The organism is Myxococcus virescens, from assembly GCF_900101905.1.
In the GTDB taxonomy this organism is placed as follows: Bacteria; Myxococcota; Myxococcia; order Myxococcales; family Myxococcaceae; genus Myxococcus; species Myxococcus virescens.
Map to the genome: position 1 here is coordinate 20,881 of NZ_FNAJ01000006.1, position 17,259 is coordinate 38,139.

Here is a 17,259-nt window from a genome sequence, read left to right on the forward strand (position 1 = left end):
CGCGCCGCCCCCTCCGTTGCGTGCGCGGGGGTGGGCGTGGAATGGTGCCGCTGCCCACCCCACCCCTCCCTACCGATGACCGCCGTCGCCCCGGGGCCCTCCGGCTCCGAATCCCCCCCACCGGCCGCGGGTGAGGGGACATCCATTGGAGTGAGCGCGCGCTGGGCGCGCTGGGCCTGGTGGCTCGTGCTGGCCGTCCTGGCCGTGGCCGCCATCGCCGTGGGGCAGCATCCCCGCAGGGGCGTGGACTTCCGCGTCTACCTCATGGCGGCGGAGCGCTTCTGGGAAGCCACGGACATCTACCGCCTGTCCGACGGCCACATGCCGTTCAAGTACGCGCCCATCACCGCGCCGCTGTTCCTTCCCTTCACCCTGCTCCCCGCGCGCGCCGCCGTGGCCCTGTGGAACCTGGGCTCCATCGCCGCGCTCGCCGCCGTGGCCCGCCTCACCATGCGCGCCACGCCTTCGTCGGGGGAAGCCACGCCCTGGGCCTGGGCGCCCGCGCTGACGACGCTGGCCCTGCTGCCGGCCTTCACCTTCGAGCTGTTCTACGGCCAGGTGGACGCCGTCATCCTGTTGCTCATCCTCCTGTGCACGCTCGGCGCCGAACGCGGACAGGTGTGGCGCCCTGGCGCCGCCTTCGCCGTCGCCTTCCTGCTCAAGCCGCCCGCCGCCCTCGTCGGCCTCTTCTTCCTGTGGCGCCGGCACTGGCGCGTCATCGGCGCCACCGCCGTGGTGGGCGGGGTGCTCACCCTGCCCACGCTCGCCCGCTACGGCTGGGACGGCACGCTGGTCCAGTTCCAACTGTGGAGCGACACCCTGGCGCGCACCACGCCGCCCTGGGCGCTCCAGTCCAACACCCAGGGCCTGCCCACCGCGCTGCTGGCGCTGGTGTACCCGCCCGACGCCGTGGTGCCCCCCGGTGACATGTCGCTGGCGCAGGCCGTGGCGCTGGTCCTCTTCGTCGCCGCCGTGGTGTGGGCAAGACCCGGGCCGGCGGACCTCATCGCCGTGTGTTGCCTGGGTGTCACCCTGCTGTCACCGCTGGCGTGGCGCGCGAACTACGTGCTGGCCTGGCCGTTGATCCGCGCCGCGGTGGAGAGCCGCCACCGGCCCAACCTGGTGCTGGTGGCGCTCATCGCCCTCACGGGTCTCCTGGTCTCTGACTCGGGACTGGGCGCGGAATGGAGCCGCCACGTCCTCCTGTGGCGCCCCTTCGCGCTCGTCTACACCGCGTTGCTGATCGCCCTGCTGTCGCAGATGCGCCGCATGGGCGCACCGCGAGCGGTGGCGGACGCCGACGCCGTGTCACGCCTGCCACGTTGCTTTGGTGGCGGGCTCGCGCCGTGACGCTCCCGTCAATTTGATGGAAGCAAAGTGTCACGGGCCCCGGACAGGCCCGACACATGGCGTCGCTATATGCGCGTCCAGTCATGTTCGAGACCTTCGACAGCGGCCCGGACGTCCAATCAGCGCGGCGGTTCGCGCTCTCCACTACGGCGTCCGTCGCCGTGTTCGCGCTGATGGGCATCGCCGCCGTCACCGCTGCCGGCAAGGTGACGGAAGTCATCAAGGAGAAGAAGGGCACGGACGTGGTGTTCCGTCCGCCGCCCCCTCCTCCGCCCCCCCCCGTGGTCGAGGCGAAGCCGCCGCCTCCGCCCCCTCCTCCTCCCAAGCCGAAGCTGGCGCCCAGGCCCGCGCCGCCCGCCGCCGCGAAGGCGCCGCCGCCGGCCGCGCCCTCCGTGGCGCCCGCGCCCATCGTCGTTCCCAAGGAAGTGCCGCTGGAGAAGCCGCCCGAGGCCGCGACGGAGACGGTGGCCGCCGCGCCCATCGCAGTGGGTGGCACCGGCGCGCTCGTTCCCGGCGGTGTGGTGGGCGGCGTCCCCGGCGGTGACACGCTCGCCGGGGGTGGCGGTCGCGTCGCGCCCATCAATCTCCCGGAGTCCGGCACGCCGCCGGAGCCCCTGTCCTCCAACCTCACGCCGGAATACCCCTCCGAGGCCCGCTCCAAGGGCCTGGAAGGCATGGTCATCCTCAAGGGCGTGGTGGGCGTGGATGGCCGCGTCAGCCAACTGAAGGTGATGCGCGGCGACGAGCCCTTCGCCAGCGCGGCCATGGCCGCCGCGAAGACGTGGCGCTTCAAGCCCGCGGTCGTCGGCGGTCAGCCCACCGCGGTGTTCCGCATCTTCAAGGTTCCGTTCCGTCTCAAGTCGTAAGCCGAAAAGGCCTCACCCGCACCTGCCCCCCAGGAGCAACCCGTCATGAATTTCAATCTCAGGGACATCTACAACCACATGGGTGTGTTCGCGCTGGGCATCGCGTGGACCCTCATCCTCTTCGCCGTCGCGTCCCTCGCGGTGTTCTTCGAACGCCTCTTCGTCTTCTTCCGCTCGCGCTCCATCTCCAAGCAATTCGCGTCCCGCGCCGGTCCGCTCCTCACCCAGCACCAGCACGAGGCGCTGGTGAAGGAGGCGGAGGCCACCAAGGGCAGCCACCTGGCCATGCTGCTGGGCGGTGGCATGAAGCACTTCCTCGCGAAGTCCCGCGTGCCGGCCGGCAAGCTGGGTCCGGTGGAGCTCACGCGCCGTGAGCTGGTCCGCATCAACGAGCGCGTCAGCGCCGACGTGCGCCGTGGCATGTCCGTGCTCGCCACCGTCGGCTCGGTGGCGCCCTTCGTCGGTCTGCTCGGCACGGTGGTGGGCATCATCGAGGCCTTCTCCGGCATCGCCAAGGAGGGCTCCGGCGGCCTGGGCGCGGTGTCCGCCGGTATCGCCGAGGCGCTCGTCGTCACGGCGCTGGGTCTGCTCGTCGCCATCCCCGCGGTGCTGATGTTCAACTTCCTCTCCACCCGCGCGGATTCGCTCCAGCTCTCCCTGGACGCCGCGCGGAGCGAGTTCATGGACTACCTGGAGGACCTGGGGCCGCAAAAGCCCGTGGCCACCAACGGCGCCGCGGTGGCCACGGGCCCGGAGCTGGCTGCTCGCAAGGAGTCCCGCGATGTCCACCCCGCGTAGGAGCCTGACACCGGAGATGAACGTGACGCCCCTGGTGGACGTCGTGCTCGTCCTCCTCATCATCTTCATGGTCGTCACGCCCCAGATTGAGTCGGGCGCCGCGGTGGAGCTGCCCACGGCGACGAACCCGGACAAGGAGAACAAGGAGCTGACACCCACCACGGTGAGCCTGTCCGCGACCGGGGCCTTCTTCCTGGACCGCAAGGAGCTCAAGCGCGACGCGCTCATGGCCGAGCTGAAGGCCGTGCGCGCGAAGGACCCGGACTCGCCCGTGGTGCTCAAGGCCGACCGGGGCGTGCGCTACTCCGAGGTGCGCGGCCTCTTCAAGGCGATGCAGGAGCTGGGCTTCCCCGGCATCAACCTGCAGGTCGTCGACAAACAGAAGAACTAGGAGCGCACGCCATGGCATTCGACCTCGGAGGCGGAAAGGGCAGCATCCGCCCGGCGATGAACGTGACGCCCTTGGTGGACGTGGTGCTCGTCCTCCTCATCATCTTCATGGTCGTCACCCCGCTGATGACGAAGCAGATGTGGATGACGGTGCCCGCCAAGGGCGATGACCAGGAGGCCCCTCCGCCTCCTCCCGATGCAAAGCCACCGGTGGTCCTCACGGTGGACAAGTCCGGCGTGCTGCGCATCAACCGGGAAGAAGTGCCCCGCGACCAGGTCGTGGCCCGGCTCCAGCGCATGCTCAACGCGCGCCCGGACAAGATTGTGTTCTTCGACGCCAGTGATGATGTGCCGTACGGCGCCGCCATGGACGTGCTGGACCTCGCGCGAGGCGGGGACATCACGGTCGGCGTGCTGCCGGACAAGCTCGCGGATTGATGCAGTGCCGCGGCGGACCGTGACACCCAGTTTGCGGTCCGCCGCCTGAATCGTCACAGCCTCTTCATCCAGATGCCATGCGTGTCGCGTTCTCTACGCGCACCTCGGTAAGGAGTGTCGTGTTGTCTCGCACTGCCCCCTTGCGCGCCATTCTGGCTGCGCTTGTCATGACAGCTACGCCCGTGTTCGCACAGGCGCCCGGCGTTCCGGGCTCGGCTCCCGCTCCCGCGGTCGCCCCCGTCACGCAACCTCTTCCCCCATCCGAGGAAACCCAACCGTCGCAGCCGACTGACACCGCGACGCAGCCGTCTGGAATTGCCGCTCCGCCCACTGCGGATGATCCTTCCACGCAGCAGCCAGGCACGGAGCCTGCGCCCACCGCGCAGCAGCCTGGCACCGTGACGCCGCCGACGGCCGCGCAGCCCGGCACCGAGGCCGCGCCCACTGCACAGCAGCCGGGCGTCACGCCCTCGCCCACGGCGCAGCAGCCCGGCACCGAGGCCGCGCCTACTGCGCAGCAGCCGGGCGTCACGCCCTCGCCCACGGCGCAGCAGCTGGGCGCCACGCCCTCGCCCACCGTGCAGCAGCCGGGCGTCACACCCTTGCCCACCGCGCAGCAGCCCGGCACCGAAGCCGGCCCCACCGTGCAGCAGCTGGGCGTCACGCCCTCGCCCACCGTGCAGCAGCCGGGCGTCACGCCCTCGCCCACCGCGCAGCAACCCGGCACCGAAGCCGACCCCACTGCGCAGCAGCCCACGGCGCCGGCCGATGCGTCCATGGAGGGCATGAGCGACGACGAGGCGATGCTGGCCGAGTCCGCAGTGCCGCCCCCGGGCTTCACCGGCATCTACGGCCGCGTGACGGACGAAGCCAACGGAGAGGGCCTCATCGAGGCCACCGTGAAGGTCGTGGCGGGCGCCCAGAAGCAGGTGCTCACCGACCTGGATGGCTTCTACCGGGTCGCGCTGCCTCCCGGGAAGTACGACCTGCGCGTCTTCTATGACGTGTACCAGGGCCGCCGCATCACCGGCGTCGTGGTGACGAAGGGCAAGGCGACGAAGCTGGACGTCGCGCTCGGCGCGGACGAAGGCGCGGTGCAGGAAGTCGTCGTCGAGGCCCGCGCGGACCGCCGGGCCGAGGGCGCGCTGCTCCAGGAGCGCAAGAAGGCCGCCGCCGTGTCGGACGCCATCAGCGCGCAGGAAATCGCGCGCACGCCGGACTCCAGCGCCTCCGACGCGGTGAAGCGCGTGGTGAGCGCCACGGTGGTGGACGGCCGCTACGTGCTGCTGCGCGGCCTGGGTGGCCGCTACAGCACCACGCTGCTCAACGGCGCGCTGCTGCCCAGCACCGAGCCGGACGAGCCCAGCGTCCCGCTGGACATCTTCCCCACCAGCCTGCTCGCCAACCTCAACGTGGTGAAGAGCTACACACCGGACCTCCCCGGCACCTTCGCCGGCGGCACGCTGCTCATCGAAACCAACTCCTACCCGAGCGAGTTCGAGCTCAAGCCGCGCATCAGCCTGGGCGGCGACTCCGAGACGACGTTCCGCGAGCGCAACAGCCAGGCCCAGGGCGGCTTCGGTGAGAACCTGGGCTTCCCCAGCGGGAGCCGCCAGCTCCCCAACGCGATTCCGCGCGACAGCGGCCTGGGGATGTCCGGCGAGTCCAGCGACGTGCTGGAGCAGCAGTACCGCAGCTTCCCCAACATCTGGCAGGCGCGCCGCACCACCGCGCTGCCCAACATGGGCCTGGGCGTGTCCATGGGCGACACCCTGCGCTTCGGCAACAGCCGGCTGGGCTACCTGGCCAGCGCCAACTACGGTCACCGCGACGGCGTGCAGGAGGGCACCTTCGCCCGAGTCGACCGCGACGAGACGGGCGCGCTCAACGGTCGCGACGCGGCCCGCAGCACGCAGGGCTTCGAGACGGCCAGCCTCAGCGGCCTGGGCAGCGTCGGCTTCCAGTTGGACCGCGACAACGAGCTGACCTGGTTCGGCCTCTACACCCGCGGCACCGATACCCGCACGTTCACCGCGCGCGGCAGCAACATCGTCCGCGGTGAGAGCTACGAGAGCACGCGCCTGCAGTTCGTCAGCCGGCAGCTCTTCTTCAACCAGCTCCGAGGCTTCCACCGCCTGGGTCTGCTGGGAGACGCGGAGCTGGATTGGCAGGCCAACCTGTCCCGCGTGGACCGCGACGAGCCCGACACCCGCGACACCCTCTACAGCGACAACCTCTCCGCGCCGTCGGGCACGCCCACCTTCCCCAACCAGCCCAACAGCGGCGAGCGCTTCTTCGCCGAGTTGGGCGAGACGTCCACGGGCGGCAGCGTCAACGTCACCGTTCCCCTCTCCGCCGTCCGGCTGAAGGTGGGCGGGCTCACCCAGGTGTCCTTCCGTGACTTCGGTGCGCGCCGCTTCCGCTACCTGCTGGGCACCACGCCGGTGGACCGCACGCTCCCCCCCGAGCAGCTCTTCGCCCCGGAGAACCTGGGCACCGGCATCCGCGTGCGCGAGAACACCCGGCCGGATGATGCCTATGACGCGTACCTGGGCATCTTCGCCGGCTATGCGTCCGCGGACGTCCAGCCGACGGACGCCCTCCGCCTGGTGGGCGGCCTGCGCGTGGAGTCCTCCACCCAGCAGCTCACGCTGAAGGACCCGTTCACCGGCGCCTCCGGCGCGGAGAACCGCTCCGAGTACATGAACCTGCTGCCGGCCTTCAACGCCATCTACGCGCTGACGCCCACCGTGAATGTGCGCGCCGGCTACAGCTACACGCTGGCGCGGCCCACCTTCCGCGAGCTGGCGCCGTTCATCTACTTCGACTTCGTGCGCCGCCGGAACGTGTCCGGCAACCCGGACCTGCTCCAGACGCGCATCCACAACATCGACGCGCGCGTCGAGTGGTTCGCGGGTGAGAACGAGGTCCTGGCCGCCAGCGCCTTCTACAAGCGCTTCCAGGACCCCATCGAGCGCGTCATCCGCAACCCCGAGTCGGGGGACCTCAGCTTCGAGAACGCCGCGGGCGCCAACACCTACGGCCTGGAGCTGGAGGCGCGCGCGTCGCTGGCCCGTCTCACGGAGACGCTGAAGGCCGTGCGCGTGGGCGCCAACCTCACGCTCATCCAGTCCGACGTGGACCTGGGTGACCCCAACGTGGTGGGCGCGCAGACGAACCGGAACCGTCCCCTCCAGGGCCAGTCCCCGTACGTCATCAACCTCAACGTCGGCTACTCGCGCCCCGAAAGCGGCACCGAGCTGACCGTCCTCTACAACGTATATGGCCGCCGCATCAGCGAAGTGGGCGTCCAGGGCCTGCCGGACATCTACGAAGTGCCCTTCCACCGCGTGGACATCTCGCTGACCCAGCAGCTCGGCTCCGCGCAGCTCAAGCTCACCGCGGCCAACCTCCTCAACTCGAGCGTCACCCTCCGCCAGGAGTCGGTGGACGTGCAGACGTACAAACCCGGCGTCGCCTTCAGCGCGTCGCTGGGCTGGTCCCTCTAACCCGCAGAAGGAAGCACACCCATGAAGCGCCTCTTTGCCTCCCTCCTGACGCTCTCCGCCCTCTCCCTGACGTCTGCCTGCGGCGACGACGACAACACGCCCAACAACCCCAACCCGCCGCCGACGGACACCACCGAGAACGTGTCCGCCAACATCACCCAGGACACCACCTGGAAGGCGGGCGTCACGTATACGCTGAAGAACTACATCTTCGTGGAGAGCGGTACGCTCACCATCGAGCCGGGCACCCGCATCCTGGGCGACCAGGGCAGCGCGCTCATCATCACCCGCAACGCGAAGATTCACGCGGTGGGCACGGCGCAGGCCCCCATCGTCTTCACCAGCTCGCGGCCCGAGGGCAGCCGCGAGCCCGGTAACTGGGGCGGCGTGGTGCTGCTCGGCAAGGGCCGCATCAACGTGGCGGGCGGCGAGAACACGGTGGAGGGCTTCTTCGCCTCCGGCAACAACCCGCTGACCCAGTACGGTGGCGGCGCCAACCCGGACGACGCGCACGACTGCGGCAAGCTGAACTACGCGCGCATCGAGTTCGCCGGCTTCGAGCTGTCCGAGGACAACGAGCTCAACGGCCTCACCGTGGCCGGCTGCGGCTCGGACACCGACCTGGACTACATCCAGGTCCACATGGGCGCGGATGATGGCGTGGAGTTCTTCGGCGGCTCGGCCAACCTGAAGCACGCCGTCGTCACCCAGGCGGACGATGACTCGCTGGACTACGACCTGGGCTACAACGGGAAGATTCAGTTCTTCATCGCGCAGCAGAACGCGGTGGTGGGCAACTTCGGCATCGAGGCCTCCGGCAACAAGAACGACAACGCGGCCACGCCGCGGTCCGCGCCGGAAATCTGGAACGCGACCTTCATCGGCTCCGGCCGTCCGGCGGGCACCAGCCCCGCGCAGTCGGGCATGGTGTTCAACACCGGCGCGGGCGGGAAGCTGAACAACGTCATCGTGGCCCACTTCGCCGACCTGGCGGTGGACGTGAGCGGCACGGCCTCCGCGGCCCTGTGGAACGCGGCCACGCCGGAGCTGTACCTGCGCAACACGTTCTTCTGGAACAACCGCGGCGACACCGTCTCCATCCCCGCGGCGCCGAACCCGACCGTGGACGCTGGCGGCAACATCACCAACCCGGACGTGTCCAACTTCAACGAGCCCGAGCGCGTGCTCGCCTCCGCGCTGAACAACCGCGTGGTGGATCCGCAGCTCACCGACGCGACCCACCTGACGGCGCCGAACTTCATGCCGGTGGCCGGCTCGCCCGCGCTCAACCCGGACTCCGCCGCCACGCCGCCGGCGGGCTTCGACACCTCCGCGCGCTTCGTCGGCGCGGTGGGCACCACCAACTGGCTGGCCGGCTGGACGGCCTTCCCGCAGGACTGACGTCCCCACGCAGAGCTGAGCCGGGCCCCTCCACCGAACGCGGGTGGGGAGCCCGGTCCCATGGCCCGGTCGAGTGCAGCGCGCGGAGGGGGGCTCCGGCGACGGCACCCGGCCGGGCCGTGGCCTTTGCAGGGCCCGGAGCCTGCTGGCGGCCCTGGGCCCCTCACCCCGCGCGGCACGCGCCCACGGGGTTGTCATCCCCGGTGGCTCCCCCAACGTTTCCGGTGGCGGGCTCGACTCCTGCCTGCCCCGGAGGAGCCACCACCATGCGTGACACGATTCAGCAGCCAGGAGCCCGCTTTCCCGCTGTGTCTCCACGTGGCGGACGCCTCGGAAGCCAGCGATGGGGACGGCCTGGCCGCGGCATCCACCGCACCTCGGAGGAGCGCCTCCCGCAGCTCGTCTCCGCGCTCGCGGGCGGCGCCCTGCTCACGCTGGGCCTCCGGCGAGGCAAGCTGGGCGGCGTGGCCATGGCCCTGGCCGGTGGCGGCCTGCTCTTCCGCGGCACCCGGACCGAACAGGAACCCTACGTCCACAAGCACGGCGTCATCGTCCGGAAGCTCCGCCGGCAACGTGGCCGGGACGCCACCGTCGAACTGACGGTGCTCCAGCGCTCCATCACCATCCAAGGCACGCCGGAGGCGCTGTATCGCCGCTGGTGCGACGCGGAGACGCTCAACCAGGTGATGGGACACTTCGCCGACGTCACGTCCTCCGGCGAGGGCCTGCAGCACTGGAAGGTGCCGGGCGTGCTCGGCGCGGAGCTCGAATGGGACGCGGAGGTGGTGGAGGAGAACCCGGGTGAGCTGCTGCGCTGGCAATCCGTGGGGGACACGGCCCTGCCCAACGAAGGCTGGGTGCGCTTCCGCCCCGCGCCGCGGGACTGGGGCACGGAAGTAACGCTCCGCTTCGTCTTCGACCCACCGGGCGGTGTCGTGGGCGAGAAGGCCGTGCAGTTGCTCGGCGCCGTGCCCGCCGCGCTCGCGCTCAAGGCCCTCAAGCGATTCAAGAGCCTCGTCGAGACGGGCGAGATTCCCACCACCCGGCCCAACCCCGCCGCTCGCGAGGGCGGCTACTCCTTCTGAGGAACCTGTCCATGCGCGCACTCTGCTGGAACGGCATCAACGACCTGGGCGTGGAGACGGTGGGGGACCCTCGCATCGTCAACCCGCACGACGTCATCCTCCAGGTGAGGATGTCCACCACCTGCGGCTCCGACCTCCACTTCATCGACGGCTACATCCCGACGATGCGCAAGGGAGACGTCATCGGCCACGAGTTCATGGGCACCGTCGTGGAGAAGGGCCCCGCGGTAAAGAAGGTCCAGGTGGGTGACCGCGTCGTCGTCCCCTCCTTCATCGGCTGCGGCAGCTGCTGGTACTGCCAGCACGACCTCTGGTCCCTCTGCGACAACACCAATCCCAAGGGCGAATTGCAGGAGCCGCTGTTCGGCTATCAGACGGCGGGCATCTACGGCTACACCCACGCCTTCGGCGGCTACGCGGGCGCGCATGCGCAGTTCGTCCGCGTCCCTCACGCGGACAACGACTGCTTCCGGGTGCCCGAAGGCGTGACGGATGAACAGGCGCTGTTCCTCTCCGACGCCGTGCCCACCGGCTACATGGGCGCGGACTTCTGCGACATCCAACCCGGCCAGACGGTGGCCGTGTGGGGCTGCGGCGGCGTGGGGCTGATGGCGCAGAAAGCCGCGTTCCTCCTCGGCGCCGAGCGGGTGATTGGCATCGACCGCTTCCCCGAAAGACTGAAGCTGGCCCGGGAGAAGGTGGGCGCGGAGACCATCAGCTACGAAGAGGTGGACAGCGTCCTCGACGTGCTGAAGGAGCTCACCGGCGGCCGAGGCCCCGACGCCTGCATCGACGCGGTGGGCATGGAGGCCCACGGCACGGGCGTGGGCGCCGCGTATGACCGCGCGAAACAGGCGATGCGGCTCCAAACGGACCGGGGGCAGGCGCTGCGGCAGGCCATCCTCGCGTGCCGCAAGGGCGGCATCCTGTCCGTGGTGGGCGTCTACGGCTTCATGGACGCGTTCCCCCTGGGCGCCATCATGAACAAGGGCCTCACGGTCCGCGCCGCCCAGCAGCACGGACAGAAGTACCTGCCGCGCCTGCTGGAGCACGTGGTGAAGGGCGAGCTGGACCCTTCCTTCCTCGCCACGCACCGCTTCTCCCTGGAGGACGCGCCAAAGGGGTACGAGCTCTTCAAGAAGAAGCAGGACGGCTGCGTCCGGGCGGTGTTCCTGCCCAACTGACGCGCCAGTCCTCGCGAGGCCGTCCGGTGGCCGCGACACACCGGGCGGCTTCGTTTATCCGCGGCCCGCTCAGGCCTCGGACAACATGCCATTGCCGGTGTGGTGCGCCGCGGCGGCGAGCGCCTCCGGCGAGGACCCATCCGCGAACAGGGACGCACCCGCGGCGGCGCGGGCCTTGGGAGGACGGCCCCGGCGGCGGGGCGCGTTCTCATCGTTGCCCTGCGCCGCGCTCGCGGAGTCCACCGCTCCGCCGTCAGCCCGGGCGCCCTTGCGCGCCGCGCGCGGCAGATGGATGCCGTCCAGCCGCGCGCTCAGCTCCACGTTCTCCTCGGAGAAGACCCGCGCGTACGCCAGCGCCCGCTGGCCCTTCTGGAGCAACGCCTCCTGGCTTTCGTGCAGCGCCTGCCGCGCGGACTCCAGCGCCGCCTGCGCCCGCGCCACGGCCTCCGCCTGCGCCCGCACCTGTTCGGCCGCGGCGTCCAGCACCTCGCCGTTCATGTCCGGGAAGCGGACCTCCGCCAGCTCCGTGGTGAACAGCTCGAGCAGCGCACGCAGCGCCGGGGAAATGGGGTCGTTCTCGTTCGAGTCGAACATGCGCGGGCCTCCTGGCTCCTTGCGGGAAGGTGGCCCCTATCTGCCCAGATGTTCAGTGTCAGATCAAGAGGGTAGGCTAAAACAGCACCCCTGCGGATCAATCCACGCGCACCAGCGCCGCCTGCTGCAAGCCGTCGCCCGCGCTCACATCCACGGACAGGTAGTGCCGGCCCACCCCGTCGAACGTCTCCGGAATGGCACCGCCGCCGCCGGAGATGAAGGCGGGGATGCCCGCGTTGGCGAACGAATAGTAGGAGTGGATGTGCCCGTAGAGCGTGAGGTCCACGCCCGCGCGCGCCATCTTCCCCACCAGGCCCGCGGCCTCGCCCCGGTTGGCGAAGCCGCCGCCGCGCAAGCCCACCGGGTCCTGCGGCGGCACGTGCATGGCCACCACGTGCGTGCCGTCCCGCGAGGCCGCCAGCCACCCTTCCAATTGCTCCTCCACGCCGGGGTCCAACGTGCCGTTGCTGGAATCCACCACCGAGAAGCGCACGCCCTTGAAGACGAAGCTCTGGCTGCCGCGCCCCACCAGCGCGTGGTACTCGGCCGCGTCGCGGGTGAACGTCTCGTGGTTGCCCAGCGTGGCGTACAGCGGGATGCGCGAGCCCGCCTCCAGCCGCTCCTGGAACTCCGTCAGCTCATCGCGCGTGCCTGACTCCGTGAGGTCGCCCGCGAAGAGGATGAAGCGCGCCGCGTCGTCCCGCCGCATGCGCGCGTAGATATCCCCAACGCGCGGCAGGGCCTCCTGCACGTCCGCCAGCGCGAGGAAGCGGAAGGGCTCGTGCGACTCGGAATCCGGCGGCGCCACGGACAGCCGCGCCGTCGCCCCCGCGCGCAGCGCCACGCGCCACACCTTCACGGTGGGCAGCGCCTGCGGGAGCGCCTCCTGCGTCAGCGGCGCGCCCCCTTCCTCCTCGGCCACCAGCACCGCGTCCGGCATCGCGTTGCGCACCGTCACCAGCCAGTCGGACGGCGCCTGGGCGCCCACGTCGATGCGCGCGGTGAAGGCCGGCGCGTTGCCCCACAGCACCAGCGTGCCCGGCGCCAATTCGCGCACCGTCGCCAGCCCGTCCGCCACCGACAGCGTCACCCCGCCCTGCTGCGCCTGGCCCACCTTGGAATCCGCAATCGCGCGGTTCTCCGCGGGCCGCATGCCGCACCCCGCAACCACCAGTGCCGCCATCACTCCCACGCGCATCACCGCTCACCTCCCAGGGCACGAATCAACGACAGCCGGCCCACGAGCGCGCCGCCCCCCTGCACCTCGGCGGCGACACCCCAGTCATCCGTCAGCAGCGCCCGGCCCCTCAGGCCAAAGGCGCCCACGATTCCGCCGCCGCGCGAGCGGATGCCGCCCGCGAACGAGTCCTTGCGGTGGTCGTAATAGAGCATCGCCTCGCCCCGGAACGGCCCACCCCGGCCCAGCCACACGCCGTAGCCGAAGGTGAAGAGCAGCTGCTCGTGCAGGTTCCCGTCGCTCACCGCGCCGGGGTACGTATAGGCCTCCGCCGACGTGCCCACGCTGACCTCCGCGAAGGAGCCCGCCATGGCCGGGCTGATGCGCGACATGGCCAGCCGGCCCCGCAGCGCCACCTCTCCGCTGATGAGCGCGAAACCCTCGGTGGGGTAGCGGTGGAACTGGCCGAAAGCCTCCACGTCCAGCGCGCTGCCATCCGTGCCCGACAGCGCGCGCTCCGGCGCGCCCAACAGCCGCCACGCCCCGCCCAGGCGCACCTGGGTGTTGCCCTCGGAAGGGTCCACCCGCACGGAGCTCAGCAGGCGCAGCGAGTCGAAGCGGGCCTGCGCCCCCACCGTGAGGAAGTGGCGGTAGTCGAACGCAGCGTCATTCACATACTGGTAGCCCACCTCCAACTCCAGCGGAGGAAGCAGGGGCGGCGCGACGCCCGCGTCGAACGCCGGCGCCGTCACCGCATACAGGTTGGCCAGCGCGGAGATGCCCAGCACGCTGAAGCCCGCCAGCGTCACCGCGTACAGCGGGGCAATGGTGCGCCGCGAGGCGCCCGTGAGGGCAATGGGCACCCCGCCCAGCGCGATGAGCCCCAGGCCCGCGCCCTCCAACGCGAAGAGCCGCTTCGCCGTGTGACGGTCCCCCGCCACCAGGGGCCCCAGCCCATGGAAGAGCAACCCCGGCACCACCGCCACCGCCACCGCGAGCGGCTTGAAATCGGGGCGCTCCAGGGGCGGCGGGGGCACCTGCGCCAACGACTGCTGGGAAAGCCCCACGTGCGCCTTGAGGGGCGCATCCACCGGGACCTCCGGGCGCCCGTCCCCAGCGCGGGCCAGGCCCGGCGTCGAGAACAGCAGCACTCCACTCAGACACACGGCGCCCCACCGCGAGCGAAGGGGGAGCTCGGACACCATCGGCGACGCCTCTTTCTCAGCGAGGGGCCGGCCGCCCCCGCCCGCCGGCAAGCGCAGGCAGGTCCGCTAGATAACCGCGCCAGGGCGGCCCACGGCAGGCGCCCCGCGTGAAGAAATGTGAAGCCTCACACCTTGGTAACCCTGAAAAACTCCGCACAGAGCGCAATCCGGAACCGGGACTTTCCCAGGAAGGAAGGTATGCTCCTACCCCGTGGCGGAAAACAGCCCTCAGCAATTCGGCAAATACGTCCTCCTCTCGAAGATCGCCGCGGGGGGGATGGCCGTCACCTACCGCGCGCGGATGACGGGGGCGGCGGGCGTCACCAAGCCCTGCGTCATCAAGCAGATCCTCCCGCACTTCGTCGACGATGCGGACTTCGTCGAGATGTTCGTCGGCGAGGCGCGCGTGGTGGCCAGCATGAGCCACAGCAACATCGCGCAGATTTTCGACTTCGGTGAGGTGGACGGGCAGTACTTCATCGCCATGGAGCTGGTGCAGGGCCAGCCCTTGTCCAAGGTGCTGCGCCGCGCCCAGCGGATGGGCATGGCGTCCTTCCCGGAGCCGCTGGCGCTCCATGTGGCCAGCAAGCTGTGTGACGGCCTGGACTACGCGCACCGGCACGTGGGCGAGGACGGGCAGGCGCTGGGCCTGGTGCACCGCGACGTGTCCCCGGACAACGTCCTCATCTCCTATGAGGGCGAGGTCAAGGTCATCGACTTCGGCATCGCCAAGGTGACGAGCGCGGTGGAGGCGAAGACGTCTCCCGGCACCCTCAAGGGCAAGTACCCGTACTTCTCCCCGGAGCAGGCCCAGGGCCGGCAGGACCTGGACGCGCGCACCGACGTGTACGCCGCGGGGGTCGTCCTCTACGAGATGGTGTGCGGCAAGCGTCCCTATGAAGGGGAGTTCGTCACCGTCCTGCCCCGCATCCTCGTGGGCGACCGCCTGCCGCCGTCCGCGCTCAACCCCACCGTCAGCGAGGACGTGGAGACGGTCATCTCCCACGCCATGGCGCTGGACCGTGAGGCGCGCTACCCAACGGCGAAGGACTTGAGCGAGTCGCTGGTGGAGCTGCTCTACCGCGACAACCCGCGCTTCACCCCCACCCTGCTGTCGCAGCTCATGGCGCACCTCTTCCCGGAGGAGCTGGCCGCCGAGGGCCGCCGGGTGGAGGTGTCCCCCGCCTTCCAGGAGCAGCTCGCCGCCTGGCAGACGGGCGTCACCGAAACGGCGTCCCAGGGACGCGCGCGGCCCCCGTCCAGCAACGCCTCGCGGGGCTCCAGCCCCGGCGTGCGCAGCCGCCCGGGCAGTGACGGAGGCCGCCCTGGCAGCGACAGCGGACGGCCCGGCAGCGAAGGAGGCCGTCGCCCCGCTGCGAGCACCCCGGGAGCACGCCGCCCCACGAGCAGTGGCGTGCGGCGGGTGACCCAGTCCCAGCTCCCCCGCTCCGAGGGTGGCGTCCGCAGGACATACACCTCCGAGCGCCCCGGGCCCCCCGTGCCGGCGCTGGACGAAGAGCCCAGCACTGACGCGGGTGATGCGCCCGCCCCCACCCAGGCCGCGCTACGCGACACGCCCATCGAAGTGCCCGCCGCCAAGGGCAAGGAGCCCACCACCGAGGCGCATCCGGTGGGCACCTGGACGGGCAAGGGCTACCGCACCTCCGTGGACGACGCCCGGGACACGCTGGCGCGCGAAGAAGCCGCGCGCGTGGCGAAGGGGAAGGAGAAGGCGCGCGTCGTGACGATGTCCGTCATCTACGCCACCGCCGCGCTGTTCCTCGTCGGTGTGTTCTACAAGCTCGTCATCGCGCGCGAGTCCACGTTCGACGACGTGTACGCATCCACCACCACGCTGTGGCTCGCCTCCAAGCCCGCGGGCGCCACGGTGCGGCTCAACGACCAGGTGCTCAAGGGCGTCACGCCGCTGATGGTGGAGGTCAAGATTGGCGAGGCCAACACGCTGGCCCTCTCACTGCCCGGCCACCTGCCCTGGACGAAGCGCTTCACGCCCACGTCGAACCTGGTGGAGCCGCTGACGGCGGAGCTGAAGCCCATCGCCGCGCCCCCGCCGCCCGTCGAAGTGGCCGTGGCGGCGCCAGGGGACGCGAGCGCCGCGGTGGTGGCGGAAGGCGCCGCCACACCGGAGGACGGGGGCCCCAGCGCGCCGGAGGACGCGGGCGCCCGCACGGAGGTGGCGGTCGCACAGGACGGGCCCGTGGAGGAGGACACGCCGCAGCGGACGATGCACGAGGTGGACTACCCCACCCGCGTGCTGGTGCTGCGCCCCCAGTACAACGCCGTCCCCCTGCCCGAATACAACACCGCCAGCATCGAGCTGAACCCCGGCACGACGTACTCGGTGTGGACGCAGGGCAGCGCGTCCCTGGCCGAGGGCCGGGGCACCGCCTCCGGCACGCTGGCCTACTTCATCGAAGGCGACGGGCCGGTGGACAGCAGCTTCGGCCTGCTCGGCACGTCAACGCGCACCATCAAGGGCGCTCGGAAGCTCCACGTCTTCGCGCTGGATGACGGCGGACTGGACGACAACAGCGGCGCCATCCGCGTCAACGTCCGCCAGTCCGCCTACGTGCCGCCGCGCTCGTTCACCTTCGACGCGAAGGAAAACGCGGTGCCCCTGAAGCCCGAGCACCAGATGGTGCTGCGCGGCCTCAACCCGGATTCCACCTACCTGCTCACCGTGCGAGACGACTTCGCGGAGCTGCGCTCCGGCCCCAACGGCCGCGTCCGCCAGGTGCTGTGCATGGAGCGCGGCCCGGCGCCCGAATCCGTGCGCGCCACCCACCGCATCCTCCAGACCGGCAAGCGCTACCAGCTGACGGGCACGGAGAACCTGCACTGCACCTTCCCCGACATGCAGGTGGGCGACAACCGGGGCGCCTTCGAGGTGGACATCGTCGACGTGACGGCCATGTCCGGGAAGGAGCGCGCGGAGGCCCTGAAGGGCTCACGCCGCTCGGAGCGGTAGCAGGCACACAGGCGGCCCGCCGCGCACCCGCTGTGGCGCCGACAGGCGAGGCGAGCACTCGCCGCGCCGCGGAGGACGCCGGGCTGGGCCGGAGGAACGGTGACTACCTTACGGTGGACCGGCGCCCCGTGGCTTCAGCGAAGGGGGCCGGCTTCCTGACGTAAGGGCTAGCGAGGGCCCGGCAGCGCGGAGGCCCGGCTCGACAAGGACGGGAAAGGCACGTGGGCGCGGGGCCGAGGGGCACCGGGCCCACGCGTCTTTCCTCGGGACGGA

Annotated in this window: 13 protein-coding genes; 10 read left to right on the forward strand and 3 right to left on the reverse strand. The window is 70.8% G+C overall.

All coding sequences use genetic code 11. The features are described from left to right. The first annotated feature begins 30 nt into the window (after nt 1-30). The 9 genes from BLU09_RS18690 (at nt 31) to BLU09_RS18730 (ending at nt 11,021) form a co-directional block, all read left to right on the forward strand. Entirely contained in the window at nt 31-1,350 is a 1,320-nt protein-coding gene (locus BLU09_RS18690) for a glycosyltransferase family 87 protein (protein ID WP_090490910.1), read from the forward strand. A gap of 83 nt (nt 1,351-1,433) precedes the next feature. Then, nucleotides 1,434-2,216 (forward strand): energy transducer TonB, encoded by a 783-nt coding sequence (locus BLU09_RS18695; protein WP_244171829.1) that lies wholly within the window; start codon nt 1,434-1,436, stop codon nt 2,214-2,216. Nucleotides 2,217-2,261: 45 nt separating this feature from the next. Further along, nucleotides 2,262-3,014, forward strand: coding sequence for a MotA/TolQ/ExbB proton channel family protein (locus tag BLU09_RS18700; RefSeq protein WP_011550420.1), 753 nt, complete (start codon nt 2,262-2,264; stop codon nt 3,012-3,014). Beyond that, on the forward strand, nt 2,998-3,405 hold the full coding sequence (locus tag BLU09_RS18705) for an ExbD/TolR family protein (RefSeq protein ID WP_011550419.1): 408 nt from the start codon (nt 2,998-3,000) through the stop codon (nt 3,403-3,405). Before BLU09_RS18700 ends, BLU09_RS18705 begins: the two co-directional genes overlap by 17 nt. A gap of 11 nt (nt 3,406-3,416) precedes the next feature. Beyond that, entirely contained in the window at nt 3,417-3,842 is a 426-nt protein-coding gene (locus tag BLU09_RS18710; RefSeq protein WP_011550418.1) for an ExbD/TolR family protein, read from the forward strand. Between the two features lie 77 nt (nt 3,843-3,919). Beyond that, nucleotides 3,920-7,351, forward strand: coding sequence for a TonB-dependent receptor domain-containing protein (locus tag BLU09_RS18715; protein ID WP_373284057.1), 3,432 nt, complete (start codon nt 3,920-3,922; stop codon nt 7,349-7,351). Between the two features lie 21 nt (nt 7,352-7,372). Then, on the forward strand, nt 7,373-8,752 hold the full coding sequence (locus tag BLU09_RS18720) for a hypothetical protein (protein WP_090490912.1): 1,380 nt from the start codon (nt 7,373-7,375) through the stop codon (nt 8,750-8,752). A 266-nt stretch (nt 8,753-9,018) separates the two neighbouring features. Continuing rightward, nucleotides 9,019-9,837, forward strand: coding sequence for an SRPBCC family protein (locus BLU09_RS18725; RefSeq protein ID WP_090490913.1), 819 nt, complete (start codon nt 9,019-9,021; stop codon nt 9,835-9,837). 11 nt (nt 9,838-9,848) lie between these two features. Beyond that, a complete protein-coding gene (locus BLU09_RS18730) occupies nt 9,849-11,021 on the forward strand; it encodes a zinc-dependent alcohol dehydrogenase (protein WP_090490914.1) in 1,173 nt (390 codons plus the stop codon). Nucleotides 11,022-11,090: 69 nt separating this feature from the next. Here BLU09_RS18730 and BLU09_RS18735 read toward each other — a convergent pair whose 3' ends face one another. From BLU09_RS18735 to BLU09_RS18745, 3 genes are all read right to left on the reverse strand, one after another. After that, nucleotides 11,091-11,615, reverse strand: coding sequence for a hypothetical protein (locus BLU09_RS18735; RefSeq protein WP_090490915.1), 525 nt, complete (start codon nt 11,613-11,615; stop codon nt 11,091-11,093). A gap of 97 nt (nt 11,616-11,712) precedes the next feature. Beyond that, complete coding sequence (locus BLU09_RS18740) at nt 11,713-12,816, reverse strand: metallophosphoesterase family protein (protein WP_090490916.1); 1,104 nt, start codon at nt 12,814-12,816, stop codon at nt 11,713-11,715. Next, the gene (locus BLU09_RS18745) at nt 12,813-13,997 is read right to left on the reverse strand and encodes a hypothetical protein (RefSeq protein WP_244171830.1); all 1,185 of its coding nucleotides are present in this window, start codon (nt 13,995-13,997) and stop codon (nt 12,813-12,815) included. The genes BLU09_RS18740 and BLU09_RS18745 overlap by 4 nt, the downstream gene beginning before the upstream one ends. A 211-nt stretch (nt 13,998-14,208) precedes the next feature. Between BLU09_RS18745 and BLU09_RS18750 the strand changes: the two genes are divergently transcribed. Next, entirely contained in the window at nt 14,209-16,986 is a 2,778-nt protein-coding gene (locus BLU09_RS18750) for a serine/threonine-protein kinase (protein ID WP_090490918.1), read from the forward strand. Nucleotides 16,987-17,259 lie beyond the last annotated feature (273 nt).

Excerpts from the sequence above, each read along its gene's own strand:
- BLU09_RS18695 (WP_244171829.1), top strand. The coding sequence starts at position 1,434 with ATGTTCGAGACCTTCGACAGCGGCCCGGACGTCCAATCAGCGCGGCGG.
- BLU09_RS18700 (WP_011550420.1), top strand. The coding sequence starts at position 2,262 with ATGAATTTCAATCTCAGGGACATCTACAACCACATGGGTGTGTTCGCG.
- BLU09_RS18705 (WP_011550419.1), top strand. The coding sequence starts at position 2,998 with ATGTCCACCCCGCGTAGGAGCCTGACACCGGAGATGAACGTGACGCCC.
- BLU09_RS18710 (WP_011550418.1), top strand. The coding sequence starts at position 3,417 with ATGGCATTCGACCTCGGAGGCGGAAAGGGCAGCATCCGCCCGGCGATG.
- BLU09_RS18715 (WP_373284057.1), top strand. The coding sequence starts at position 3,920 with ATGCGTGTCGCGTTCTCTACGCGCACCTCGGTAAGGAGTGTCGTGTTG.
- BLU09_RS18720 (WP_090490912.1), top strand. The coding sequence starts at position 7,373 with ATGAAGCGCCTCTTTGCCTCCCTCCTGACGCTCTCCGCCCTCTCCCTG.
- BLU09_RS18725 (WP_090490913.1), top strand. The coding sequence starts at position 9,019 with ATGCGTGACACGATTCAGCAGCCAGGAGCCCGCTTTCCCGCTGTGTCT.
- BLU09_RS18730 (WP_090490914.1), top strand. The coding sequence starts at position 9,849 with ATGCGCGCACTCTGCTGGAACGGCATCAACGACCTGGGCGTGGAGACG.
- BLU09_RS18735 (WP_090490915.1), bottom strand. The coding sequence starts at position 11,615 with ATGTTCGACTCGAACGAGAACGACCCCATTTCCCCGGCGCTGCGTGCG.
- BLU09_RS18745 (WP_244171830.1), bottom strand. The coding sequence starts at position 13,997 with ATGGTGTCCGAGCTCCCCCTTCGCTCGCGGTGGGGCGCCGTGTGTCTG.